Origin of the sequence: Pyxidicoccus trucidator, from assembly GCF_010894435.1 — a bacterium.
In the GTDB taxonomy this organism is placed as follows: Bacteria; Myxococcota; Myxococcia; order Myxococcales; family Myxococcaceae; genus Myxococcus; species Myxococcus trucidator.
In genome coordinates this window covers 281,901-305,479 of the sequence record NZ_JAAIXZ010000009.1, presented here as the reverse complement: position 1 = coordinate 305,479, position 23,579 = coordinate 281,901, and the positions used below count along the sequence as shown (strand labels likewise).

The window sequence follows — 23,579 nt, the reverse complement described above, 5'->3', positions numbered from 1 at the left end:
CCACCACATATGAACATCGTCTTCTGGGTCCTTCAGGCCGTCCTCGCGCTGCTGTTCCTCTCAGGCGGGTTGTACAAGGCGTTCTCGTTTCAGCAGCTCGCGAGCCAGTTCAGCGAGGTCCCCCACAGGGGATGGCAGGTGCTCGGCTTCCTCGAGGTTGCTGGTGGCGTGCTGCTGATCGTTCCGGCGGCGTTGAAGTGGATGCCCGGTCTTACCGCGCACGCGGCCGCGGTGCTCACGCTCGAGACTTTTGCGCTCGTCGCGCTGTACGCGCGTTATTCGACGAAGATGACGCCCGAGAACCCGATGACCTGGGCGCTCGTGATGGGGGTTCTGGTCGCCTTCGTGGCGTACGGTCGCTACGTGCTCAATCCGGTGGTGTCAGTCGCCGCGTGACGGGGGCAAGCCGCGCAAAACCCCCGACATTTCCGAACAGCACGGTGCCTGCCCGGTCCCGGAGGGGCCTCAGGCCGCCTCGCGCCCGTCCTCGCTGGCGCCACGCGCGAGCCGCTTCTGGATGGCCAGGAACAGCGCCTCGTGCGTGGCGGGCGAGGCCAGCTCCACCTCACCACCGGCCTGTCCGAAGGCGGCCACCGCGTCCCGCAGCGCCTCACGCGCGGACAGGGCGAGCATCAGCGGAGGCTCGCCCACCGCCTTGCTGCCGTGGATGGTGTTGTGCTGGCGCGCCTTCTCCATCAGCCGCACGCGGAAGTCGACCGGTGCGTCGCTGAACGCCGGCACCGCGTACGTGCTGGCCGAGTGCGTGAGCAGCCGCCCATTGGCATCCCAGCGCAGGTCCTCGCCGGTGAGCCACCCCAGCCCCTGCACGAAGCCGCCCTCAATCTGCCCACGGTCCACGCCGGGGTTGAGCGAGTCGCCCACGTCCTCCAGCAGGTCCACGCGCAGCACGCGCTTCATGCCTGTGTACCCATCCACCTCCACCTCGGACACGGCGGCGCCGTAGGCGAAGTAGAGGAAGGGCCGGCCCCGGCCGCGCGCCTTGTCGTAGCCGATGCCCGGCGTCTGGTAGTAGCCCGTCACCGACAGGCCCACGCGCGCCAGGTACGCGGCCTCGACCACGGACGCGAAGGGCAGGGACACGTCCGGCTCGCCCTCGGGCCCCACGTGCCCGTCCTGGAACACCAGCGCCTCGGGGGCCACGCCGCGCCCGAGCTTCTCCGAGAGGAGCCGCGCCGCCACGGGGGCCAGACGCTCGCGCAGCGTGACGCACGCATTGCGCACGGCGGCCCCGTTCAGGTCCGAGCCACTGGACGCGGCGGTGGCGGACGTGTTGGGCACCTTGTCCGTGGCCGTCTTGGCCATCCGCACGGCGCTGGCGGGCACCCCCAGCTCGCGCATGGCCACGCCCAGCACCTTGGTGTGCAGGCCCTGGCCCATCTCCGTGCCGCCATGGGACACCATGACCGAGCCGTCCCGGTACACGTGGACCAGCGCGCCGGCCTGGTTGAGGAACGTGGCGGTGAAGGAGATGCCGAACTTCATGGGCGTGAGCGCCAGGCCCCGCTTGATGCGCGGGGACTGCGCGTTGAAGGCGTCCACCTCCTGGCGCCGCCGCGCGAAGTCCGAGGACTCCTTCAGCTCACGCCACAGGTGGGGCATGCGCTCGTCCTCCAGCTCCTGCCCGTAGTGCGTGGTGTTCGTCTCGCCCGAGCCGACGTAGAGGTTGCGCTCGCGCACCTCTTCCGGAGGCAGGCCGACGGCGCGGGCCACGCGGGCGAGAATCTCCTCGGACACCAGCATGCCCTGGGGCCCGCCGAAGCCACGGAACGCCGTGTTGGACACCAGGTGTGTCTTCGCCACGCGGCCCGAGTACGCCAGCGCCGGCACGTAGTAGGCGTTGTCCAGGTGGAAGAGGGCGCGGTCGAGGATGGACTCGGACAGGTCCAGCGACCAGCCGCCGTTGGACACCAGGTGCGTGCGCAGCGCGAGCAGCCGGCCCTGCGCGTCGAAGCCGACCTCGAAGGTGGCGTGGAACGGGTGGCGCTTCCCGGTGAGCGTCATGTCCACGTCGCGGTCGAGCATCCACCGCACCGGGCGGCCCGTGTGCCACGAGGCCAGGGCCACCAGGGCGGCGGGCGCGTTGCCCTGCGTCTCCTTGCCACCGAAGCCGCCGCCCATGCGCGGGGCCTTCACCACCACGCGGCTGCGCGGCAGATGCAGCACGTGGGACACCACCGCCTGCACCTCCGACGGGTGCTGGGTGGAGGACGTCACGGTGATGTCGCCGTCGTCGCCGCGCTCGGCGAAGGCGGCATGGGTCTCCAGGTAGAAGTGCTCCTGGCCGCCGATGGAGAGCGTGCCGGAGAGTCGGTGGGGGCTGCCCGCCATCGCCGCGTCCACGTCGCCCCGGCGGATGACGTGGGGCTCGGTGTGGTAGCTGCCCTGGGCGATGGCGTCCTCGACGGTGAGGACGGCGGGCAGCGGCTCGTACTCCACCACCACGGCGCGAGCGGCGGCGCGGCAGGCGTCGACGGACTCGCCCACCACCAGCGCCACCACCTGCCCGTGGAAGAGCACCTCCCGGTCTGCGAGCAGCGGCTCGTCATGGCGGATGGGGCCGGTGTCATTGGTGCCGGGGATGTCCTCGGCCATCAGCACCGCCACCACGCCGGGCATCTTCCGCGCGGCGATGGGGTCCCTGCGGAGGATGCGCGCGTGAGCATGCGGCGCGCACACCGGCCACACCTCCAGCATGGGCTGTCGCTGCGCCAGGTCGTCCACGTACCGCGCGCCGCCCGTCACGTGGCCCAGCGCGCTCTCGTGCCGCAGCTCGCGCCCGGCGTCCGCCGGAGCCCCCGGCTCGCCGAGCGTGAAGCGCGGCGCCGCGTCCAGCGAGGGGCTGCGCTCGCCGGAGAAGAACTTCTCGAGCAGCGTCACCACCAGCCCGCGCCGGTACTCCGCGCTGCCGCGCAAGTCACTGATGGGGGTGATTTCCTCCGACAGCACGGGCAGCACCCGCGCCAGCGTCTCACGGGTCCACGGCTGCCCGGTGAGCAGGCCCTCCGAGCGGCGCGCGCGCACGGGCGTGGCCGCCACGCCGCCGTAGGCCAGTCGTGCCAGCCGCACCACGCCCTCCGCGTCCAGCTCCACGCGGAAGCCCGCGGCGACGATGCTGATGTCCAGCTCGCGCCGCTTGGACACCTTGAAGGAGTCGGACAGCCGCCGCCCGCCCGCCGGGACAGCGGCGTGGGGGATGACGATGTGGCGCACCACTTCATCCGGCTGCAGCGCCGTCTTCCGGTACGCGAGGAAGAAGTCGGACAGGGGCACGGTGCGCTCGCCCTTCACGGACGCGAGGGCGAGCGACGCGTCCAGGGCGAGCAGCACGGGCGCCATGTCTCCAATGGGCGACGCCGTCACCAGGTTGCCGGCCAGCGTGGCGCGCTGGCGAATCTGCCGGGAGGCGAAGACGTTCAGCATCTTCGCCACCTCGGGGAAGTCGGCGCCGAGCGCGTCCTCCAGGTCCACGAGGGACGCGGCGCCGCCCACGTACCACCCGTCCGCCTCGCGGCGGATGGCGCGCAGGGACTCCACGCCCTCGGTGGAGATGAGGAACGGGTAGCGCCGGGCCTTCTTCGTGATGTCCACGCCCAGCTCGGTGGCACCGGCGACGAGGTGCGCCTCGGGGTGCGCGGCCCGCAGCGCGAGCAGCTCCTCCCACGAAGTGGGGCGGAGGAACGTCTGCCCGCCCGCCTCGTACCGCAGCGAGGGGAGCGGTGCGGCGGGGCCTCCGAGGGGCAGGCCCGGGAGCGGCTCGAGTGCGGCGCTGGCGTCACGCGTGGCGAGCGCCTCCATCATCGCGTCGCGGATGGGGCGGTAGCCGGTGCAGCGGCAGAGGTTGCCGCAGAGCTGGTCCGCCACGGCCTCCGGCGTACAGACGTCCTTGCGCGAGTACGCCTCGGCCATGGAGACGATGAAGCCCGGTGTGCAGAAGCCACACTGCGAGCCGTAGTGCTTCACCATGGCCTGCTGCACGGGGTGGGGCTGCTCGGGGCGGCCCACGCCCTCCACCGTGACGACCTCCCGGCCGGCGACCATGGGGACCAGGGCGATGCAGGAGTTGAAGGCGCGCAGGCAGCGGTTGCCCTGGGCGTCGCGGTCCACCATGGCCACGGTGCACGCGCCGCAGTCTCCCTCGGCGCAGCCCTGCTTCGTCCCCGTGGCTCCGCGCGCGCGCAGGAAGTCCAGCAGGGTGGTGTTGGGGGACACGTCGTCGACACGGACGGGCGTGCCGTTGAGCAGGAACTCGAACATGACGCTCATTCTCCAGATGATACGCCGCGCACGCGGGGCGGCTCTGATTCCCCGTGCAGACGGGGGGGCTCCGACGCTGACGCTCCGGAGCGGATGTCGACACTCAACCCGTGGTGCACCTGGAGGAGGCCGGCGGCGATGCTCACCGCGACCTCCTGCGGCGACTTGCCGCCAATCTCCACGCCCATGGGGCAGTGCACCCGGTCGATGTTCTTCGTGGGCACGCCCCGGGCCTCCAGGCGCTGGCGGAAGCGGGCCCACTTCGTACGGCTGCCGATGAGGCCCAGGTAGCGCGCCGGCCGCTCCACGGCGAAGGCGATGATGTCCTGGTCCAGGTCGTGCCGGTGCGTCATCACCGCGACGTACGTGCGGCGCGCGTCCCACGGAGCCCTGGCGGCGAAGGCGTCCCACGGCTCGTCATGGCGCACCACGGACGCGGGGATGCGCTCGCCCTGGAGCCACTCGGGCCGCTCGTCCACGAGGTGGACCTGGAAGGGCGTGCCCTCCAGCGTGCGGCACAGCGCCTGGCCCACGTGGCCGGCGCCGAAGAGATAGAGGCGGGGACCGTGGTTGACGGGCTCGACGAAGACGTCCACGACTCCTCCGCAGCACTGGCCCAGCTTCGCGCCCAGCGGGTAGCGGTACGAGCGCGGCTCGCCCTTCTCCAGGCAGGTCCGCGCGTCGGCGAGCACCAGCTGCTCCAGGTGGCCACCGCCCACGGTGCCGTGGAACACGCCGTTCGCGCGCACGAGCAGCTTCGCGCCGGGCTCGGCGGGCGTGCTGCCCTGGCAGGCCGTCACCGTGGCAACGGCGAAGGGCGCATCCTCACGTGACCACTCCGCCAGTTGGCGGACCCAATCCCACATCTTCCGACCGAGTCTGCCACAGCCCGGGCCCCGGCAGTCACGTTCCGGACGCCGAGTGCGGGTCAGAAGGCGTATCTCACCCGGCAGAAGGGCAGCCGGCGGGCCAGCAGCTCCTTGAACTCGGCCACCAGGTGGCCCTTGAGCCCGGTGCGGTAGCGCACTTTGGCGCCGCCGCCCGGGTAGGCCCGGCTCGAAGCCGGCCGCGCCGCGCGGATGACCGTCGGGCGACTGGCGGGTGCCCTGGAGGCCGGGCGAGGGCATTGGTGTGCGTGTGGCACTCGCGCTATGAGCGAAGTCTCACGAGGGGGGAGTCCTCATGCGCAGACCGATTTCTCGCGCGCGCCCGGCCTGGGCCATCGCGCTGGTGTGTTCCCTGTCACTGGGGGCCTGCAAGAAGCAGGAGCCCGCGCCCGTGGCGGAGTCGAGCCCCCGGGATGCCGGACAGGCCACGGCGGCCGCCGAGCCGGCGCCGGCCGGGAACGCCGCGGGTGCGGCGGTGCTGGCGGACACGCCCACGCCGTTTCTCTTCAAGGACGTGAAGCTCACCAAGGCCGGCACCGAGGCGATGATCAAGTACACCTTGGCGAACCAGGGCGCCAGGCGCGCGCGGGGCTTCAGCTGTCTGGCGGTCCATGACAAGGACGGCTACCTGCTCACGGACGTCACCCTGGGTCCCATCAGCCTGAGAGGGGGAGAGTCGGATGGGTTCGAGGACAAGTGGCCCACCCTGGAGAAGACGTGGGTGGACGCCAGCACGGTCCGCCTCTACGCCGCGTCGAACTGCCTCGGCCCCACGGCGAGCTCCGTCATCAGTCATGTGAGCCACCTGGACCTGACGGGCCGTCCGGCTCCGAAGGACGCTCCCGCGGCCCGGCCGACGGCGACTCTCGAGGACGGCGTCGCCATCTTCGATATCAAGGACGCACGGCTGAGCCAGGAGGACCCCTCGGGCTCCGTCGCGATTACCTTCTCCGTGACGAACAACCACTCCGCCCGGGCGAGCGCGAGCCTGTGTGTCCGGCTCTATGACGGCGCGGACAGCGCCGGTGACCTCGACGAGGCCAGCTCCACCTACTTCAGCCTGTCGCCGGGGGCCTCGACGACCGTTACCTCCGACCTGTCCCTGGATGACGAGGTGCACTGGGACGCCGCCACCCACCTGAAGGCGTACGTGTCCAACTACGGGTGCGCCAGCAGTGCCCGGGCGGCCCTGAGCAACGTGGTGGAGTTCAGCAAGCCCGCCACCATCCACGCCCCCAGGGAGGCGGAGGGGGACGAGCCCACGCTCAACGCCGAGCACAGCGACGACGACCACGAGGACGGAGTGGAGATGGACTCGCCCGAGAACGAGACGGACGGACAGTAGCCGCGAGGCAGCGGCCCGCCCCACGCGGTGCAGGCTCCGCGTGGGGACGGCATGCCCCCTCTGCTACGCCGGCACCGTGGCACTGTGGCCGGCCGCGTCGCTCCGGCGCATCGGCTGGGCCTTTCCGTAGGTGAGCGAGCGCCACACCCACTCCGCGGGGCCGAAGCGGAAGCGCGACAGCCACAGGTGGCTGAACACCCCCTGGACGCAGAAGACGGCCAGGCAGAGCGCGAAGCACGCCGCCGGCCCCACCTTCGTGATGTTCCCCAGGCCGTACCCGTAGAAGAAGAGGACGCTGAGGACGGTCTGCGACAGGTAGTTCGTCAGCGCCATGCGGCCCACCGGCGCGAGCACGCCCAGCAGCTTCTGCCAGGTGGCGCGCTGGAAGAGCAGGGTGATGCCCGACACGTAGACGGCCGCGAAGCCCAGCTCGCCCAGGTGCCGCAGCGGGGCCATGGCGAAGGGCATCCACGTCGGCAGCGTCTCCGGGGTGAGAATCTTCCGGAGCATGAGCTGCTGCATCACCAGCCCGGCGCCGCTGCCAATCACCCCGGCTAGCAGCCCCCACCCGAGCAGCCGGCGGAAGAGGCGCAGGTGCTGGGGCGCATCGTGGAACACCCGGCGGCGCCCCGCCCACAGGCCGAGGAGGAACCGGCCAAAGGTGGCGAGCATGGTGGCGAGAATCATCGGCAGGAAGTCGCGCACGTAGAAGTTGCCGCCCCCCTTCACCACGTCCAGCCAGCTCCCTCCGGAGAAGGCCGCCAGCGCCTGCGCCTTGATGGCCGCGGAGCGCTCTCCCGCGGCCTTCCCGATGGCGGCGGCGGCCTCGGGCGTGTCGGCGAGCAGCTGCGGCAGCCGCAGGATGACGGTGCCGAGGATGGGCCACACGAAGATGAGCAGCGCCGCGGCGATGAGCAGCGTCCGGTCCGAGCGCCGCCGGAACAGCAGCAGCCCGAAGCCCAGCACGGCGTACGTGCTGAGGATGTCCCCGTACCAGAGCAGGGACAGGTGGGTGAGCCCCATCATCAGCATCACCCCCAGCCGCCGCGAGTAGAGCGGGGCAATGGAGGCGCCGCGCTCCTCGGCCCGGCCCAGCTGCACGGCGAAGCCGAGGCCGAAGAGGAAGGAGAAGATGGTGATGAACTTCCCGAACACCAGCAGCATGAAGGCCTGCGTGGTGAGGGTGTCCAGGCGCGAGGCGTTGGTCATCAACGCCTCCATCTGGGCGCGGGGGATGAAGGCCCTGCCGCTGAACCACATGTAGACGTTGGAGACGAACACGCCGCAGAGCGCGAAACCACGCAGCGTGTCGAGCAGCGCCAGTCGCTCACCGGAGTCGACTGGACGGGCCTCGGCGATGGGCGCCGTGACGTCGGAAGGGGCAGGGGTCATGTCCCTTCAAGAGGCGGCCGAACCCCAGCACGGCCGCCCGTATTCCGCGCCGCCGCGCATCTCCGACTCCAGGGCACACGCGGCTCGCGCGCGTCCCAGGGCCGGACGGTTTTCGCGCGCGAGTCCCACGAACGGACAGCGCGGCGGCAGGGCTCACACCCCGATGCGCGGGCAGAGGTCCTTGAAGATGCACTCCTCGCACTTGGGCTTCTTCGCCGTGCACGTGTACCGGCCATGGAGCACGGTGGCGGGCCCGAAGAAGGTCCACTGCTCCTGGGGCACCAGCTTCATCAGGTCTTCTTCAATGACGTCGGGCTTGTCGTGCTTCGTCAGCCCCAGGCGCTGGCTGACGCGCGCCACGTGGGTGTCGACGATGATGCCCGAGGGCAGGTCGAAGGCGGTGTTGAGGACGACATTGGCCGTCTTCCGCGCCACGCCGGGCAGCGTCACCAGTGCGTCCACGGTGCGCGGCACCTCACCTCCGAAGTCCTCCAGCAGCGCGCGGCTCATGGCCTGCACGGACTTCGTCTTCTGCTTGTAGAAGCCGGTGGGCTTGAGGTCCTCCTCCAGCGCGGCGGTGTCCGCGTCCGCGAGGGCACGCGGGCCGGGGTACTTGGGGAAGAGGGTGGCGGTGACACGGTTGACGCGCTCGTCCGTGCACTGTGCCGCGAGGATGGTGGCGACGAGCAGCTCGAATGGCGTGGACCAGTTGAGCTCGTAGCGCGCCTCCGGGTGGGCTTCGCGGAGGCGCTCGAGGAGGACGGGGATTTTCTGGGCGGGTTGCATGGTGGCGTGCGTGCCATGCAACCTACCTGGAGCGTCTGACGCTCGTCATCCGCGCAATGGGCCTCGCGAAGCCGTCCCGGAGCCCTATCCCCCCACTGGCGCGAGCTGCTTGAGGAGCCGCACCGTCTCCGGCGCGGCCAGCCTGGGCGCATACGCGGTGAGCGCGACGCCGGACACCACCCGGGTGATGTTGTGGTCCACGCGGCCGGCCTGGGACCAGACCTCCACCGCGGGCGCGGTGATGTAGGCGGAGAAGGTGTGGTGGCCGGTGCCGGGGCGCTCGCCGATGACGTGGATGAGGGCGCGGTGCCGGGCCGCGTCTCCCAGCCCGCCGAAGAGCGCCTCGCCCACGCGGTAGCCGGCACGCACGCGGCCCGAGGTGAGCACCAGGTGCTCCGGCGCGGGCGTGTAGCCGGCGCTCGTCAGCTCGGCGCGCAGCGCGTCCAGGTAGGGGCGGAGCTGCCCGTCATCCATGATGGCCAGTGCGTTGAGCCCGTCCGACACGAGCACCTGCACGTCGTACCGGCCCGCATGGCGCACCCGCAGCGAGCGGAGCGCGTCCAGCGACGCGGGGTCCAGCTGCTCACCCGTCTCGGGATGGAGGATGTACTCACTGCGGTCCTTCGACTTCGTCACCAGCCGCACGCCACCGGGCACGGCGGCGATGAAGGGCTCGGACAGCTCCGTCCACAGGCTCGTCTTGGCGTCCGCGTAGACGCGGCGCATCTCCGCCTCCAGCGCCGGCTCCAAGTCCCACGGATTGGCGCCGTGGCCCACGGCGATGGGCACCCCGCGTGAGCGGATGCTGGCGAGCTGCTGCGCGGCCTCCGCGCGGACGTCTGCCTCCGGGCGCGTGTCTCCCTTCGCGCGCAGGTACTGGAGGTACACCCAGACGGGGTCACCGAAGTGCTCGGTGGGCCGGCCCGCCGCGTCGATGACGCCCAGGCGCTGGAAGAAGGACCACATCCTGTCCTCCACCTTGTAGCCGAAGCGCTCGCGCAGCCGGACGTGGTCCTGGAAACCCGTGGTGAGGTAGCCCAGCATCGGGTCGTTCTTGGTGGGCAGGCCCATGAGGTACGCCGGATTGGCGGGCATGATGCGCTCCAGGCACCAGTCCAGGTCATCCAGCGACACGTCCATGTGGAGCGTGGAGCAGACGTCCAGGCCGATGGTGAGCCCGTGCAGCTTGCCCATGACGATGTCCTCCAGGCAGCAGCGCACGAGCTGCTCCCGGGTGCGGAACACCTCCGGGCCGATGAAGCCCGCCACGTCGTTGAGGTGGACCCACGGGGCGGCGGCGCGGCCCGCGCCCTCCTGCGCCTTGGCCACCCGCTGCGTCAGCGCGCGGGCGAAGCCGTACTTGCGCGACTCGTGGATGACCATGTCGTAGCCATGGCCGTGGCCGTTGGTGAAGTCCGCGCCCTGGCCCGTCTCGAAGTAGAGCCCGTACTTCCCCGAGCGCGTGTCCGCGTAGCCGAGCATCTTCTCCACGGAGATGTCGAAGGTGGCGTTGGCGGTGTCGCTGCCGGCGATGCTCTGGAACCAGATGCCTGTGGTGCCCGGCCGCTGGCGCTCCACCTCCGCCTGCACGTCGATATGGGACAGCACGCAGTGGGGCAGCACGTCCTCCAGGCCGAACGTCACGAGCAGCTCGTGCAGCGCGGACTCGATGGCGCCCACCGACTCCGGCGTGGACGACACCGGGTTGCAGCCGAGCACCACGTCGCCCACCGCGTACGCCCAGCCGTCGAACACCTGCCAGCGGATGTCGTCCACGTTGTCGGTGGGGGAGTTGGGCTGGACGCGCGCGCCCAGGTAGCCGCGCGCGCCGAGGTTGCTGCCCGGCAGCGGGTTGAACACCTTGCGCCCCACGGCGATGAGCTCCTCGTCGCTCATCAGCTTGACGACGCAGGCGATGACGTCGCTGCCCAGGCCCGGCATCAGCAGATGGATGGCGGCCTCGTCGTCTTCCAGCAGGGACTGCTTCAGCCGGCCCAGCGTCCAGTCCGCGGTGGAGGATGCCGCGACACGGTCCTCCGTCTCCACCAGCAGCGCGTGGAGCCCGTCCTGGTGCAGCGGGTGGGCGCCCAGGTCCACCAGGCGCGTGTTCTCCAGCAGCTGGCGGGCATTCACCCGGGAGGCGTCGTCCGAGGCGGCCACGCCCACCAGCGCGTCGCCCTCCTTGAACGCGTTGGCCGCGCCGAGCACCTGTTTGTAGAGCGTCTCGTCGAAGCCCCCCTTGAGCCGCTGGACATAGCCGAACACGTCCTCGCCGGGACGGACGTCGGGGATGTGCACGCCCTCCGCCGGTGGCCCCGGAGGAGGGCGGGACACGGAGTCCTTTCCGCAGCCCAGGAGGGTTGCCGCCGCGCTGCCCACCATCGCGGCCAGCACGGTGCGCCGGTGCAACAGGAACCGGGGTTCCACAGCCATGGTCCGTCCTCGCTTGTGGCGCGCTCCGGGAGGCGCCGGCCTCCCTTCCCCCGCGCGTCATCCGGCCACTCTCGGTGGCCCGGGCGAGCGAGGCCAAGGCGGCTCGCGAGGCAATGGAACCTGGCCGACGCGCACAGGCCCCGTGGGCGGAGCCTGGCCGCGAGCGCAGGACAGACGGCTCGTACTTCGCGGCGGGGGCGTGTGTCGGATTCCGGGCGGGCGCGACGGAGCGCGCGGCTACGGCACGTCCAGGGTCCTGACGACGTTCTCCGGCGTTCCGTCGTCGTGGGTGCGCACGTCGAACGTGACGCGCACCGTCTTGCCGGGTGGGAGCGCCTGGCGCAGGTACGCCTCGATTCCCTGCTCCCTGGGAATGCGCCGGCCCTGGAGGCGCGTCGCGTGCGTCACGCGCAGGGGGACGGCCGGCCCCAGCTCGCTCTCTATATAGAGGATACCCGTGGACGCCCCGAGCACCCGGCCGGAGAGCACCTGCTCGCGGCCCTGGACGCTCTCGGTCTCCGGGGCTGGCGGCTGCACCGGAGGGGGTGCCGAGCCCTGTGCCAGCGCCTGGGCCCCCAGCATGAGTCCGGCGACAACCCCCCTGGCCATCCGCTTCATCCGCTGCCACCCCCCGGCGCGGCGACACACCTCGCCACCCCGAAGCATGGCCATGCCGCGGTGCGTGCGCAGCACGCGCTTCCCTGGACGGACGCTGCCCCCGGGCCTAGCGTCCGCGCCCGTTCAACCCCTTTTTCGCGAGTGAGAATCCATGGTTTCGGCCATCTTCAACCCGGCCCGCTGGAAGCCCGTCGACGGCTTCAGGTTCAAGGACATCACCTTCCACCGCGCGGTGGACCAGGGCACCGTCCGCATCGCCTTCAACCGGCCCGAGGTGCGCAACGCCTTCCGCCCCCGCACCGTGGACGAGCTGTCCCGCGCCCTGGAGGCCACGCGCTTCATGACGGACGTGGGCTGCGTGCTCCTCACCGGCAACGGGCCTTCACCCAAGGACGGCGGCTGGGCCTTCTGCTCGGGTGGGGACCAGCGCATCCGCGGCAAGGACGGCTACCAGTATGAAGGCGAGGAGGGGGAATCCGACCCGGCGCGTCTGGGCCGACTCCACATCCTGGAGGTGCAGCGGCAGATTCGCTTCCTGCCCAAGGCCGTCGTCGCCGTGGTGCCGGGCTGGGCCGTGGGCGGCGGGCACAGCCTGCACGTGGTCTGTGACTTGACGCTCGCCAGCAAGGAGCACGCCGTCTTCAAGCAGACCGACGCGGACGTGGCCAGCTTCGACGGCGGCTACGGCTCCGCGCTGCTGGCGCGTCAGGTGGGGCAGAAGCGCGCGCGAGAAATCTTCTTCGTCGGTGCCAACTACTCCGCCCAGGAGGCCTTCCAGATGGGCATGGTCAACGCCGTGGTGCCGCACGCCCAACTGGAGGACTTCGCGCTCGACTGGGCCGCGGAGATCAACACGAAGAGCCCCACCGCCATCAAGATGCTGAAGTACGCCTTCAACCTCCCCGACGACGGCATGGTGGGGCAGCAGCTCTTCGCCGGCGAGGCCACGCGCCTGGCCTACGGCACCGACGAAGCCCAGGAGGGACGCGACGCCTTCGTCCAGAAGCGCAAGCGCGACTTCAAGCGCTTCCCCTGGACGTACTGAGCGCTTTTTTCGCGGCGGAGCGCGGCATGAAACGCCGCCGCGCTTCGACCCGCCGCGTGCATGCGACGCGTCACTGTTTTTCGTGTTCCTGTTTCAGCCTGTGATTTCACGGAGTTGGGGGTCTTTTTTCACCTCAGGGCTGCGAGGTATTGACTACAGGAGTGGAAGGATTTAGAAACACGGAAATAGAGAAGCGCGGTTTGTAACGGTCTGAGCGGATTCATACGGCAGTCCGGGAAAACCGCGGTCACCAGGAGAGCGCATCTTGGTCCTTCCACGAGCAGTGGCCGGTGTCATGGTCCAGCAGCAGCAGGACGCGTTCTTCCTCCTGGACACCGAAGGTGGAGAGGTCTTCCGAGTAAACGAGACCGCCGCCCGTATCTTCGAGCTGTGCCGCACTGGCAGCACGCTCGAGGACGCGGTGCAGGCACTCTCCAGCGGACTGGGCGCAACGGCTCCCCGCCAGGAAATCGTTGAAGACGTCCAGAGTACTGTAGCTCAGTTCCTGGAACTCGGACTCTGCGAGCCGTCCGGCGTTTCCTGAGAACGCCTTCTCATCCTGCAAGCACAACTCATTGGGTTCTTCCCTGGCAAGTCAGGCCATGGCCTCGCTTTGCCCGAAGAGCCACCAGATGTGTGTGTTTCATTTTCTTAAAAACACACACAACGCCTGTGACACGGAACGCATTGTTTCACAGCACAGGCCAACCCACCACCGAAAGAGGTTCACCATGTACGTCAAGGCCCAGATCGTTCGCGTCGCCGCTTCCTCCGACAAGTGCTCCTGCGGCGGGACCATGACGGTCCTCACCGTCGCGGAGTAGTTCGAAGCTCCCAACACCCCAACACCTGAGAGGTACATCATGTACGTCAAGGCTGAGATCGTCCGCGTTGCCGCTTCCTCCGACAAGTGTTCCTGTGGTGGCACGATGACGGTGCGCGAGGTCATCCAGTAGTTGGGAAGTAAGGAAGGGCGGGGAGGAAAACCTCCCCGCCCTTCTCGTTTGCGGCGCTCTTCAAACCCACACCCCCAAGAGGACCACGATGGACGTGGCTGCAACGCGTGTATCTATCGTCGTGCCTGCTCATGAGCGCGCGACCCGCGGTGTCCCAGAACGCGTGTCAGGGGGCTCGGGTAGTAGTGGCGGCGCGGGCAATCAGTCTTCTTCAGGCCCGTGTCGCTCGTAGCGCCTCGGCTGCGAGCCGGTTCGCCGGAACGAGGCCGGGTTCAACCCCAACACCGAAAGAGGTCCACCATGTACGTCAAGGCCCAGATCGTTCGCGTCGCCGCGTCGTCCGACAAGTGCTCCTGCGGCGGCACCATGACCCTGAACAACGCCGAAGTCATCCAGTAGTCCGGGCTCACGCCCCCCAACCACTCACATCACCGAAAAGAGATCCCCATGTACGTCAAGGCCCAGATCGTTCGCGTCGCCGCTTCGTCCGACAAGTGCTCCTGCGGCGGCACCATGACCCTCGCCGACGCGGCGGTCATCCAGTAGCCGTTGTGTTCCGTAGTTCATCCGGGCTCACGCCCACAACCCGCAGCACCGAAAGAGGTCCACACATGTACGTCAAGGCCCAGATCGTCCGCGTTGCCGCTTCGTCCGACAAGTGCTCCTGCGGCGGCACCATGTCCGCGAACCTGACCATCGCGGAGTAGTCCTCCTCGGCGCGGGTGGTGAGGGTCTCTCTCTCCACCCGCACCGTTGTGCAGCACCCCGCCCGCGGTCCGGTTCGCCGGGCCGCGGTTGGGCTCAACCCCAACACCCCGAAAGAGGTTCACCATGTACGTCAAGGCCCAGATCGTCCGCGTTGCCGCTTCGTCCGACAAGTGCTCCTGCGGCGGCACCATGACCGCGCAGGTCCGCATCGCGGAGTAGTCCACACCGGCAGGGGCGGGAGGTCTTCCTTCCGCCCTCGCCGTTGCGCAGCACCCCGTCCGGGGGCCGGCTCGCCGGACCGTGGATGGGCTCAACCCAGCACCCCGAAAGAGGTTCACCATGTACGTCAAGGCCCAGATCGTTCGCGTTTCCGCTTCGTCCGACAAGTGCTCCTGCGGTGGCACCATGGTCGCCGCGCAGGTTCGCGTCGCCGAGTAGTTGAAGCTCGCGGGCGGGAAGCGGCTCCTTCGGGGGCCGAGTCCCGCCCGTGTTTTCCTCCCTCTTCACCTCGCTGCTCCCTTCCCTTGAGCTCCTCGTCCACGCCACTCCTGCTGCTCACCCAGGCCGACCTGCATGGCGCGCCGCTGTTCCGGGCCGTGTCCGTCGACGTGGCGGTACGCCCGGGCGAAGGCCGCCTCTGGGTGGACCTGTCCCGTGACACCGGCTACGCGCCGGCCTGGCAGCAGCACCTGCGCCACCTGGCGGCCGTGGGCCGCGGGCGCTACGCGCTGCCCTGGGACGAGACGGACCTGTTCGTCTCCGTGCGAGGCCGGCGCGTGCTGCTGGACGGGCGCAGCGCGTCCCTGCCGCTGTTCGTCGCGTGGGTGGCGCTGCTGGCCGGGCGCGAGCTGCCCGCCCCCTTCCTGGCCACGGGCGTGGCGCTGGACGCGGGCGAGGCGCTGGTGTCCGCGCCGCTCGAGAAGCTCCAGGGCAAGCTGGCCGTCGCGGACGGCTACGTGCGCCAGGTCCACGCGGCCGCCGGGCGCGTGCCGGTGTGGGTGCCCGCCGGCAGCCAGTGGGACGCCGCGCCCCTCGCCTCCCTCGACGTGCGCCCCGTCGCCACCCTCACCGAGGGTGCCGAGTCCGTGCTGGGCGCGCTGCCGCTGCGTCAGGCCGCTGCCGCGGCGGGCGCGGCGATTCCGGGCGGGGTGGCGGCATGATTGCCCGGGGCGTTCGCGCGGTGCGCGAGATGTACGAGCTGACGCAGGGGCTGGGCAACCTGCGGGTGCTGCTCGTGTCCGGCCTGGTGGGCACGGTGGCCGGAGGGCTGCTCAACCCGGTGATGCCGCTGTACCTCCAGTCGCGCGGGTTGGATCTGCAGGGCATCGGGCTGGTGTACACGGCCGGCTCGCTGGTGCCCATCTTCCTGCAGCCGGTGATGGGGGCGCTGTCGGACCGCTACAGCCGCAAGGCCTTCGTGGTGAGCCTGTCGCTGGCCACGTCGCTGCTGGTGCCGCTGATGGCGCTCTTCTCGCACCCGCTGCCGCTGGCCGCGGCGCTGTCGCTCAAGCTGCTGCTGGCGCGCACCGCGCAGCCGGTGAATGGCGCGCTGGTGGCGGACTTCGCGCCGTCGAAGAAGCGCGCCACCATCTTCTCCCTCCTGGACGCCACCAGCAGCCTCACCTTCGTCGCGGCGCTGGCGGCCTCCGCCGCCGTCATCCGCTGGCTGGGCACGCAGCACACCTTCTTCCTCGCCGGCGCGCTCTTCCTCGTCAGCAGCCTGCTGCTCCTGAAGCTGGAGGAGCCCAGGCGCGAGGCACCGAAGGCGGAGCCGAAGGGCAGCCACCTGCGGCTGGCGCTGGAGTCGCTGCGCGCCCCGCTCGACTACGTGCGCGATACGCCGCGCATGGCCGGCCTCTTCGTCTGGCAGTTCTTCTTCGCCTTCGCCCTGAACCTCTTCCCCATCTACATCCCGCTCTACGCGATGCAACTGGGCGCGCCCGCCGAGCTGGTGGGGCCGCTGGTCGCCGTCTCCTGGCTCGTCTACGCCTTCGCGCAGCCCTTTGGCGGGCGCCTGTCGGACGGGCTGCCCCGGCGCAGCGGCCTCATCCTCGCGGGCCTGGCGGGCATGGTGCTCATGAGCGCCGTGCTCGGGCTGGCCGGCTGGCTGCCCGCGCCGTACGGCCTCATCGTCATGGTGGTGGCCTGGGCGCTGCTCGCCGTGCCGGACGGCCTCCACCGGCCCGCCGCCCAGGCGGTGGTGGTGGAGGTGGCTCCGACTTCGGAGCGTGGCCGCTTCCTCGGCGCGCTCGGCTCGTGCGCGGCGCTTGCCCAGGTCCTCGCGCCCCTCAGCTATGGCTTCGTCGCCCGGCATGCCGGGCTCTCCAGTGCCTTCCTGCTGTCCTCCGGTGCGCTGCTCCTGTCCCTGGTCGCCATGGCCTGGGCTCCGGAGCGCAGCGCACCGGCACCTGTCGCCCACACCCCCGTCCTCACCCCATCCCAGGAGCCCGGATGAAACCGTCTACCTGTGCCTGGGGCGCCGCGCTGTTCGTCGCGTGTCTGCCCGCTCTGGCCTTTGCCGATTCACCCCCCGACAAGCAGCACTACAACTACAAGGCCACCTTCACCGCCGAGCCCATCACCATCGATGGCAAGCCGGATGAGGCCGTGTGGCAGACGGCGACGGAGGTCTCTGGCTGGTACCTCACGCGCATCAACTACGGCAAGCCGGCGCCTGACGACACCAAGGTCCGCATCCTCTACGACAAGCACAACCTGTACGTGCTCTTCCACTGCCTCGACAAGGACCCGTCGAAGATCACGGCCTACAGCGTCCAGAACGACTCCTTCCTCCACCAGGAGGACAACGTCACGGTGATGCTGGACACGTTCAAGGACCACCGGAACGCCTACTACTTCTGGACCAATCCGCTGGGCGTGCGCACCGACGGCCGCATCGTCGCGGACGGCGAGGCCTTCACCACGTCCTGGGTGGGTGAGTGGGAGACCATGGGCTCCGTCACCGACACCGGGTGGTACTCCGAGATGCGCATCCCCTTCGCCAACTTCCAGTTCCCGGAGGGCGAGGAGGTGACGTTCGGCCTGATGCTGGACCGCGAGCAGGCCCGCACCCAGGAGTGGAGCAACTGGACGCCGGACGGCGTCAACAGCGCCAAGGTGAGCCGCTTCCCGCACCTGGAGGGCCTCAAGAACATCCAGGGGCGCCGCAGCTGGAGCGTCACCCCGTACGTCGCCACCGACTTCGCGCTGAAGACCACCGAGAGTCGGAAGATGCTCCGGCCCAACGCGGGCCTTGACGCCCGCATCGACCCGACCCCCTGGGCGGCCCTGAAGCTGACCGTCAACCCGGACTTCTCAGACGTGGAGGCGGACCAGGACCGGCTGCTGCTGGACACCGATGAGCCGCTGCTTCCCGAGCGCCGTCCCTTCTTCGTGGAGTCCGAGCACCTCTTCCTGGCGCCCATCAAGATCTTCACCTCCCGCCGCATCGCCATGAAGCCGCATGACCGCATCTGGGGCGGCGGGCAGCTGACCGGTAAGGTCGGCGGCCTGGGCTTCGCCCTCCTCGACGTGCAGCACGAGGACGACCCGGGGGACGGCACCACCATCAAGGAGAACCTCAACTCCGGCGTCCTTCGCCTGCAGCACGACATCGGCAAGCGCTCCGCCATCAACCTCATCGGCGTCAGCCGCTACGGCGACAAGTACGGCTGGTTCCGCACCGCCGGCCTCGACGCCAACATCCACATCTGGGAAGAGGTCTTCATCCAGGCCCAGGCGCTCAAGAGCTGGAGCGACGCGGCGGGCTCGAAGAACTCCGAGGCGTACAAGCTGGCCATCCACCGCTTCGACACCAACTCCGAGTTCTGGGTCCACCTGGAGGACATCGGCGAGCGGTACGCCAACCCCCTGGGCTACACGCCGGTGCTCGACAAGCAGGGCTGGAACACGCACCTGTACCTGACGCCGTTCCCCGGGCTGCGCTTCCTGCCGCAGGTGAACCTCACCTGGGACACCCTCTGGCGGCGCAACCACGAGAAGGTGCGCACCCGCCTGCGCCAGCGCGTCAACGTGACGCCCTACCTGCACCACAACTTCGCCCTCTACGCGGACTACGTCTACGACAACAACGAGGGCTTCAAGGACCGGGTGGCCACGGGTGGCTTCATCCTCTTCCCCAACGACTGGCAGAGCCTGACGCTGACGGCCTTCACCGGCCGCTTCCTGGGGGGGCCGACGCGCGGCATCAACGCCGCCCTCAACTACAAGCTGGGCAACCGGCTCCAGGCCAGGCTGAGCGCCTTCTACACGGAGAGCGAGGACGTGCCGACGCACAGCGAGCTGTATGGCACGTCCGGTACGGGCCACTCGTACAGCGGCTACGCGCAGCTGCGCTACCAGTTCAACCCGAACCTCTACACCCGCATCACCTTCCAGCAGGGCGCCGTCTCCGAGCTGGCCGACTACAGCAACGTGAAGGGCACGCTGCTGGACGCCGTCTTCGGCTGGCACTACCGGCCGTGGAGCGACCTCTTCCTGGTCTACTCGGACCAGCCCTTCAACGGCTCGCAGGAGCGCCGTATCCTCTCGAAGATCTCCTTCACGTATTGATGTGCCCGGAGTGAACCCGTCATGAGCGCCACCACCCCCACGCCTCCCCAGCCGCAGGACATCTCCAGCCGCTACGACCAGGTGTCGTCGACGTACAACAACAGCAACTACACCAAGGCGGCGCACAAGCTGTTCTGGGTGGTCTACGACCACCTCACCTGGGCGGCCGTCCAGAAGGTGCTGCCTCCGGCCGGCACGTCCTGGCGCGTGCTGGACGCTGGCGGCGGTGGCGGCAAGTTCAGCGCGCGCTTCGCGGAGGCCGGCCACCACGTCACCGTGCTGGACATCTCCGCGGGCATGCTGGACTCGGCGAAGGCGCACCTCTCCTCGAAGGGGCTGCTGGAGCGGGCCACCTTCGTCGAGGGCACGGTGGCGGACCTGCGCTTCGAGGACGCCTCGTTCGACCTGGTGTTCAGCGAGGGCGACCCGGTGTCCTACTGCCTGGACCAGTACCCCAAGGCCATGAGCGAGCTGGTGCGCGTGGTGAAGCCGGGCGGGCCGGTCATCATGGGCGTGGACAACCTGAACGAGCACTTCATGTTCGAGCTGAAGCACGGCAAGAAGGCCGAGGCCCTGAAGATGCTGATGACCGGGCGCGGCAAGTGCCCGTACGGGCTGCCGGTGCACCTCTTTACGCTGAAGGAGCTGCACGACGGCGTGAAGGCCGCCGGCGCCGACGTGGAGGAGATCTTCGGCAAGCCCGTCATGTACTTCGAGATGCTCGAGGCGATGCAGGCCGAGCGCGGCCCGGACTTCGACGTGTGGGCGGCGCGCGACGAAATCATCGCGATGCAGGAGAAGTTCGCGCATGAGGGCTTCGCGCTGCAGGGGCAGCACTTCCAGGTGATGGCGCGCAGGAAGAAGTAGGAGGCTGGCCGTGGCGGCGATTCCGTTCCTCGGAGTGGGGCTCAGCTATCGCTGGGACTTCCAGCCCAACCTCGCCCGGGGCAACCCGGGTGTGGACTGGCTGGAGGTGATGCCCGAGCACTTCCTCCCGCTGACGGAGGACGCGGTGCGGCGGCTGGAGGTGCTGGCGAAGCGCTTCCCGCTGGCCGGCCACGGCCTGGAGCTGTCGGTGGGCTCGGACGGCGTGGACGGGCCGGGCTACCGCGAGGACCTGAAGCGCTTCCTGGGCCTCACCCGGGCGGCGTGGCACTCGGACCACTTGTGCTTCACCCGCGCGGGCGAGCTGCCGGTGCGCTCGCTCACGCCGGTGCCCTTCACGGAGGAGGCGCTGGAGACGTGCGTGCGCAACATCCGCCGCGTGCAGGCGGACCTGGGCATGCCCTTCGTCATCGAGAACATCGCCTGGCTGTTCGACACGCCGCTCAGCACGCTGGACGAGGCCGACTTCCTCACCCGCGTGGTGAAGGAGTCGGACTGCGGGCTGCTGCTGGATTTGCACAACGTCTACGCCAACGCGGTGAACCACAAGTTCGACCCGTACCACTTCGTGGACCGGCTCCCGCTGGACAGGGTGGTGCAGATCCACCTGGCGGGTGGGGTGACGATGGAGGGCGTGTACGTGGACAGCCACTCGTCCGTCTCTCCGGACGAGGTGTGGCGGCTGCTGGAGTACGTGGCGCCGCGCTGCCCGGTGCGTGGAGTGAACTTCGAGATGGACAGCGGCTTCCCGCCGTTCTCGCGGCTGGTGGAGGAGCTGGCCCGTGCCCGCGCCATCCTCAAGCGCTGCGGGGCGAGCGCGGCCTGAGGAGAAGACATCATGGGCTACCCGGAGACGCTGGAGGTGCTGGCGCGGCTGCATGTGGACGCGCGCTTTCGCCAGGCCTGGCTGCAGGACGCGCACGCGGCCATGGCGCCTTACGCGCTGACCCCGCGTGAGCGCGAGGGCCTGGCGGGCGCGGACGCCAACGTGGTGGAGCGGGCGGGGCGGATGCTGGACGGCCACCGCCTGTCTCGCGTGCACGAGCACCTGCCGTGGGCGGACCCCGCGGTGAGGCCCGGCCTGTTGCCGGTGCTGAAGGACTTCCTCCAGGACGCGCTCCCGGAGCTGCTCAACCGCGAGGAGGCCATCGCCTTCTGCCGCTACCTGGAGGCGGCCCCTCGCGGCACGCTGCCCGCGTACATGGCGGACCTGGCCCGCTGTGAGCGGCTGCGCATCGCGCTCGCCTGGGGCCTGGAGCCCATGTCCGGGCCGAGCCACTTCGAGTCCTTCCAGTACCCGGTGACGGAGCTGCTGGCGGCGCTGGCGCAGCCCGGCTGGCCGGAGGTGCCCGTGCGCCCCACGCGCGTGGAGTTCCTCAAGGTGCCGCTCCTGCCCGCCGTGCTGGTGCGCGCGTAGCGGCCCGGCTCAGCAGCTCAGCGGCTCCACAGCACGTCGACGAGGACGCCGTAGTGCACGGCGGCCGCGGCGATGACCATGAGGTGGAAGACCTCGTGGTAGCCGAAGAAGGTGGGCTTCGGGTCCGGCCAGCGGCGCGCGTACACCACCGCGCCCAGGGCATAGAGGACGCCTCCGGAGACGAGCCAGGCGACGCGGCCCGAGCCAATCACCGCCGGCAGCTGCGTCACCACCGGCGTCGCCAGGGCCCCCAGCACGACGTACAGGGCGGAGCGGAGCCCGCGCGACGCGGAGATGCCCAGCAGCGCGAGCGTCGCGCCGGTGAGTGCACAGCCCCACATCACCCAGAGGAGCGGGCCGCTCCAGCCGCTCGTCGTCTCCAGCGCGGCCATGGGGGTGAAGCTTCCGGCGATGAGGAAGTAGATGGCCGCGTGGTCACACCGCCGCAGGCGCGCGTATGCGGCGGGGCTCCAGGTGGGCCAGTGGTACGTCCCGCTGACGCCGAACATCAGCACCAGGCTGAGGCCGAACACCAGGGCGGCGACGTACCGGGCGCCCTGGGCCGGGGCCAGCGCGAGCTGGACGCAGCCGCAGAGCGCCGCCACGGCCGCGAGCAGGTGCGACAGCCCCCGCAGCCGGGGCTTCACGCTCTCTTCGATGACAAGGGACTGGATGCCTCGTGGGGACGCCGCCATGGAGTGTTGGTATCCATGGCACGTCACCGCTGCGTCAGCGAGCGCTCATCCCGTCCACGTGTGGACGCACGGCGCCCCGAAGCGTCGACCGCTTCACGGCCGGAAGTGTCAACGGGCAACAGGCTCCGGGCGCGGGCGGGTCAGCCCTCGGTCGTCATCACCACGGAGGCCGCGGAGCGACGCGCCGGGCCATGGAACACCATCTCGATGTTGTTGCCGTCCGGGTCCAGGACGAAGGCGGCGTAGTAGCCCGGATGGTAGTTGCGCTCGCCCGGGCCGCCGTTGTCGCGGCCGCCCGCCGCGAGCGCCGCCGTGTGGAAGCGCTGCACCGTCTCACGGTCCTTCGCCTGGAAGGCCAGGTGCACGCCTCGCGCGGCGGGGGGAGTGCCCGGGTCCACGGGACTGACGAAGAGCTCGTCGGCGGCGAAGTAGTGCGGGCCCTCCAGGGCGAAGGGGACTCCGAGGATGTCCAGGACGGCGCGGTAGAAGCGCTTGCTCGCGTCGAGGTCCTTCACGCGCAGATGGACGTGGTCGAACAGGCGGCCTCTGTGGAATTCCATGTCATTCCTCCTCGGTGGTAAGGCGAAGCTGCCATGAAATTGCACCTGCTGACCTTCTTCTGCGAGCTGGCACCCGGGCCGTTGCGTGAGCTACTCGCCACTTCGGGCGTGCTCGAGGACCTGGTGGCGCTGCGGGCGGGGGTGAGCCTGGGCCTGCTCGACCTGGGTCCCGAGCGCGCGGAGGAGGTGCGCCGCCTGAACCGCGCGGGCATTCCCGTCACGGCGTGGCTGCTGCTACCCGAGGACCAGGGCTACTGGTTCCACGCGGGCAACGTCGCGCAGGCCACGGCGCGCTACGACGCCTTCCGCGCGTGGACGGCGGAGCACGGGTTGGAGTGGGCGGGTGTGGGCCTGGACATCGAGCCTGACCTTCGCGAGCTGCGTGAGGTGCTCGAAGGTGGGTGGCGACGGCTGTCGGGACTGCTGCCCAGGGTGGTGCGGGGAGGGCGCGTGCGGGAGGCTCGGGCCGGGTACGTCGCGCTGGTGGAGCGCATCCGCGCGGACGGGTACCGGGTGGACACCTACCAGTTCCCGTTCATCGTGGACGAGCGGCAGTCGCGCTCCACGCTGCTGCAGCGCCTGTCCGGGGTGTTGGACCTGCCGGCGGACCGCGAGGTGCTGATGCTCTACTCCAGCTTCGTGCGCCCGCACGGCGCGGCGGTGCTGTGGAGCTACGGCCCGGGGGCGTCCTCCATCGCGGTGGGCATCACCGGGGGCGGGGTGGAGCTGCCGGGCGCGCGCCTTCCTCCGCCGCTGGACTGGGCGGAGCTCTCCCGGGACTTGCGGCTCGCGGTGCGGTGGACGCATGACCTCCACGTCTTCAGCCTGGAGGGCTGTGTGCGACAAGGGTTCCTGTCCCGGCTGCGCACCTTCGACTGGGACGCTCCGGTGGACCCGCCCGCCATCCCCGCGAGGCGGGTGGACGCGGTGCGCCGGGTGGCGCGTGGGGTGCTCCGCGCGAGTGCCCGCGTGCTCCGCTGACGGCCCGGCGGGCGGGCAGGAAGA

19 protein-coding genes are annotated in these 23,579 nt (G+C 70.0%); 11 read left to right on the top strand and 8 right to left on the bottom strand.

What is annotated here, in order from left to right; genetic code table 11:
- The first annotated feature begins 9 nt into the window (after positions 1-9).
- Positions 10-396 (top strand): DoxX family protein, encoded by a 387-nt coding sequence (locus G4D85_RS25735; protein ID WP_164016587.1) that lies wholly within the window; start codon positions 10-12, stop codon positions 394-396.
- Between the two features lie 69 nt (positions 397-465).
- On the opposite strand, the gene xdhB is transcribed toward G4D85_RS25735, so the two are convergent.
- Positions 466-4,284, bottom strand: a complete 3,819-nt coding sequence (xdhB, locus tag G4D85_RS25730) for a xanthine dehydrogenase molybdopterin binding subunit (RefSeq protein ID WP_164016585.1) — start codon at positions 4,282-4,284, stop codon at positions 466-468.
- The gene (gene xdhC, locus G4D85_RS25725; RefSeq protein WP_164016583.1) at positions 4,281-5,141 is read right to left on the bottom strand and encodes a xanthine dehydrogenase accessory protein XdhC; all 861 of its coding nucleotides are present in this window, start codon (positions 5,139-5,141) and stop codon (positions 4,281-4,283) included. The genes xdhB and xdhC overlap by 4 nt, the downstream gene beginning before the upstream one ends.
- A 316-nt stretch (positions 5,142-5,457) precedes the next feature.
- Here xdhC and G4D85_RS25715 point away from each other — a divergent pair, with 316 nt between their 5' ends.
- On the top strand, positions 5,458-6,507 hold the full coding sequence (locus G4D85_RS25715) for a hypothetical protein (protein ID WP_164016581.1): 1,050 nt from the start codon (positions 5,458-5,460) through the stop codon (positions 6,505-6,507).
- 63 nt (positions 6,508-6,570) lie between these two features.
- Here G4D85_RS25715 and G4D85_RS25710 read toward each other — a convergent pair whose 3' ends face one another.
- The 4 genes from G4D85_RS25710 to G4D85_RS25695 all read right to left on the bottom strand — a co-directional run bounded on the left by G4D85_RS25710 (position 6,571) and on the right by G4D85_RS25695 (position 11,727).
- Entirely contained in the window at positions 6,571-7,899 is a 1,329-nt protein-coding gene (locus tag G4D85_RS25710) for a DUF418 domain-containing protein (RefSeq protein WP_164016580.1), read from the bottom strand.
- A 153-nt stretch (positions 7,900-8,052) separates the two neighbouring features.
- Positions 8,053-8,685 (bottom strand): endonuclease III, encoded by a 633-nt coding sequence (gene nth / locus G4D85_RS25705; protein WP_164016578.1) that lies wholly within the window; start codon positions 8,683-8,685, stop codon positions 8,053-8,055.
- A gap of 84 nt (positions 8,686-8,769) precedes the next feature.
- Complete coding sequence (eutB, locus tag G4D85_RS25700) at positions 8,770-11,118, bottom strand: ethanolamine ammonia-lyase subunit EutB (RefSeq protein WP_164016576.1); 2,349 nt, start codon at positions 11,116-11,118, stop codon at positions 8,770-8,772.
- Positions 11,119-11,355: 237 nt separating this feature from the next.
- Positions 11,356-11,727 carry a hypothetical protein gene (locus G4D85_RS25695; protein WP_205525700.1) on the bottom strand — a complete coding sequence of 124 codons (372 nt, stop codon included), beginning with the start codon at positions 11,725-11,727 and terminating at the stop codon, positions 11,356-11,358.
- 160 nt (positions 11,728-11,887) lie between these two features.
- Between G4D85_RS25695 and G4D85_RS25690 the strand changes: the two genes are divergently transcribed.
- The 8 genes from G4D85_RS25690 (at position 11,888) to G4D85_RS25655 (ending at position 21,319) form a co-directional block, all read left to right on the top strand.
- Positions 11,888-12,781, top strand: coding sequence for a 1,4-dihydroxy-2-naphthoyl-CoA synthase (locus G4D85_RS25690; protein ID WP_164016572.1), 894 nt, complete (start codon positions 11,888-11,890; stop codon positions 12,779-12,781).
- A gap of 295 nt (positions 12,782-13,076) precedes the next feature.
- Positions 13,077-13,325, top strand: coding sequence for a PqqD family protein (locus G4D85_RS50825; protein ID WP_164016571.1), 249 nt, complete (start codon positions 13,077-13,079; stop codon positions 13,323-13,325).
- A 1,644-nt stretch (positions 13,326-14,969) separates the two neighbouring features.
- Positions 14,970-15,605 (top strand): hypothetical protein, encoded by a 636-nt coding sequence (locus tag G4D85_RS25680; protein ID WP_164016568.1) that lies wholly within the window; start codon positions 14,970-14,972, stop codon positions 15,603-15,605.
- Positions 15,602-16,900: an MFS transporter gene (locus G4D85_RS25675; protein ID WP_164016566.1), complete on the top strand. Its 1,299-nt coding sequence runs from the start codon at positions 15,602-15,604 to the stop codon at positions 16,898-16,900. Before G4D85_RS25680 ends, G4D85_RS25675 begins: the two co-directional genes overlap by 4 nt.
- The gene (locus G4D85_RS25670; protein WP_164016564.1) at positions 16,897-19,017 is read left to right on the top strand and encodes a carbohydrate binding family 9 domain-containing protein; all 2,121 of its coding nucleotides are present in this window, start codon (positions 16,897-16,899) and stop codon (positions 19,015-19,017) included. The genes G4D85_RS25675 and G4D85_RS25670 overlap by 4 nt, the downstream gene beginning before the upstream one ends.
- A 21-nt stretch (positions 19,018-19,038) precedes the next feature.
- Positions 19,039-19,884 carry a class I SAM-dependent methyltransferase gene (locus tag G4D85_RS25665; protein WP_164016562.1) on the top strand — a complete coding sequence of 282 codons (846 nt, stop codon included), beginning with the start codon at positions 19,039-19,041 and terminating at the stop codon, positions 19,882-19,884.
- A gap of 10 nt (positions 19,885-19,894) precedes the next feature.
- The gene (locus G4D85_RS25660; RefSeq protein WP_164016560.1) at positions 19,895-20,728 is read left to right on the top strand and encodes an MbnB/TglH/ChrH family RiPP precursor modification enzyme; all 834 of its coding nucleotides are present in this window, start codon (positions 19,895-19,897) and stop codon (positions 20,726-20,728) included.
- A 12-nt stretch (positions 20,729-20,740) separates the two neighbouring features.
- Positions 20,741-21,319: a hypothetical protein gene (locus G4D85_RS25655; protein WP_164016558.1), complete on the top strand. Its 579-nt coding sequence runs from the start codon at positions 20,741-20,743 to the stop codon at positions 21,317-21,319.
- A gap of 17 nt (positions 21,320-21,336) precedes the next feature.
- On the opposite strand, the gene trhA is transcribed toward G4D85_RS25655, so the two are convergent.
- Together trhA and G4D85_RS25645 are read right to left on the bottom strand one after the other, a co-directional pair.
- Positions 21,337-22,014: a PAQR family membrane homeostasis protein TrhA gene (gene trhA / locus G4D85_RS25650; protein WP_164016556.1), complete on the bottom strand. Its 678-nt coding sequence runs from the start codon at positions 22,012-22,014 to the stop codon at positions 21,337-21,339.
- Between the two features lie 140 nt (positions 22,015-22,154).
- On the bottom strand, positions 22,155-22,574 hold the full coding sequence (locus tag G4D85_RS25645) for a VOC family protein (RefSeq protein WP_164016554.1): 420 nt from the start codon (positions 22,572-22,574) through the stop codon (positions 22,155-22,157).
- 33 nt (positions 22,575-22,607) lie between these two features.
- On the opposite strand from G4D85_RS25645, the gene G4D85_RS25640 reads away from it, so the two are divergent.
- Positions 22,608-23,555, top strand: coding sequence for a hypothetical protein (locus tag G4D85_RS25640; protein WP_164016552.1), 948 nt, complete (start codon positions 22,608-22,610; stop codon positions 23,553-23,555).
- The last annotated feature ends 24 nt before the right edge of the window (positions 23,556-23,579 follow it).

Bases quoted from the DNA above. Each gene is read 5' to 3' on its own strand.
- nth (WP_164016578.1), bottom strand. From the start codon at position 8,685: ATGCAACCCGCCCAGAAAATCCCCGTCCTCCTCGAGCGCCTCCGCGAA.
- G4D85_RS25710 (WP_164016580.1), bottom strand. From the start codon at position 7,899: ATGACCCCTGCCCCTTCCGACGTCACGGCGCCCATCGCCGAGGCCCGT.
- G4D85_RS25695 (WP_205525700.1), bottom strand. From the start codon at position 11,727: ATGGCCAGGGGGGTTGTCGCCGGACTCATGCTGGGGGCCCAGGCGCTG.
- G4D85_RS25665 (WP_164016562.1), top strand. From the start codon at position 19,039: ATGAGCGCCACCACCCCCACGCCTCCCCAGCCGCAGGACATCTCCAGC.
- G4D85_RS25645 (WP_164016554.1), bottom strand. From the start codon at position 22,574: ATGGAATTCCACAGAGGCCGCCTGTTCGACCACGTCCATCTGCGCGTG.
- eutB (WP_164016576.1), bottom strand. From the start codon at position 11,118: ATGGCTGTGGAACCCCGGTTCCTGTTGCACCGGCGCACCGTGCTGGCC.
- G4D85_RS25715 (WP_164016581.1), top strand. From the start codon at position 5,458: ATGCGCAGACCGATTTCTCGCGCGCGCCCGGCCTGGGCCATCGCGCTG.
- xdhB (WP_164016585.1), bottom strand. From the start codon at position 4,284: ATGAGCGTCATGTTCGAGTTCCTGCTCAACGGCACGCCCGTCCGTGTC.
- G4D85_RS25640 (WP_164016552.1), top strand. From the start codon at position 22,608: ATGAAATTGCACCTGCTGACCTTCTTCTGCGAGCTGGCACCCGGGCCG.
- G4D85_RS25735 (WP_164016587.1), top strand. From the start codon at position 10: ATGAACATCGTCTTCTGGGTCCTTCAGGCCGTCCTCGCGCTGCTGTTC.
- G4D85_RS25655 (WP_164016558.1), top strand. From the start codon at position 20,741: ATGGGCTACCCGGAGACGCTGGAGGTGCTGGCGCGGCTGCATGTGGAC.
- xdhC (WP_164016583.1), bottom strand. From the start codon at position 5,141: ATGTGGGATTGGGTCCGCCAACTGGCGGAGTGGTCACGTGAGGATGCG.
- trhA (WP_164016556.1), bottom strand. From the start codon at position 22,014: ATGGCGGCGTCCCCACGAGGCATCCAGTCCCTTGTCATCGAAGAGAGC.
- G4D85_RS25670 (WP_164016564.1), top strand. From the start codon at position 16,897: ATGAAACCGTCTACCTGTGCCTGGGGCGCCGCGCTGTTCGTCGCGTGT.
- G4D85_RS25675 (WP_164016566.1), top strand. From the start codon at position 15,602: ATGATTGCCCGGGGCGTTCGCGCGGTGCGCGAGATGTACGAGCTGACG.
- G4D85_RS50825 (WP_164016571.1), top strand. From the start codon at position 13,077: ATGGTCCAGCAGCAGCAGGACGCGTTCTTCCTCCTGGACACCGAAGGT.
- G4D85_RS25690 (WP_164016572.1), top strand. From the start codon at position 11,888: ATGGTTTCGGCCATCTTCAACCCGGCCCGCTGGAAGCCCGTCGACGGC.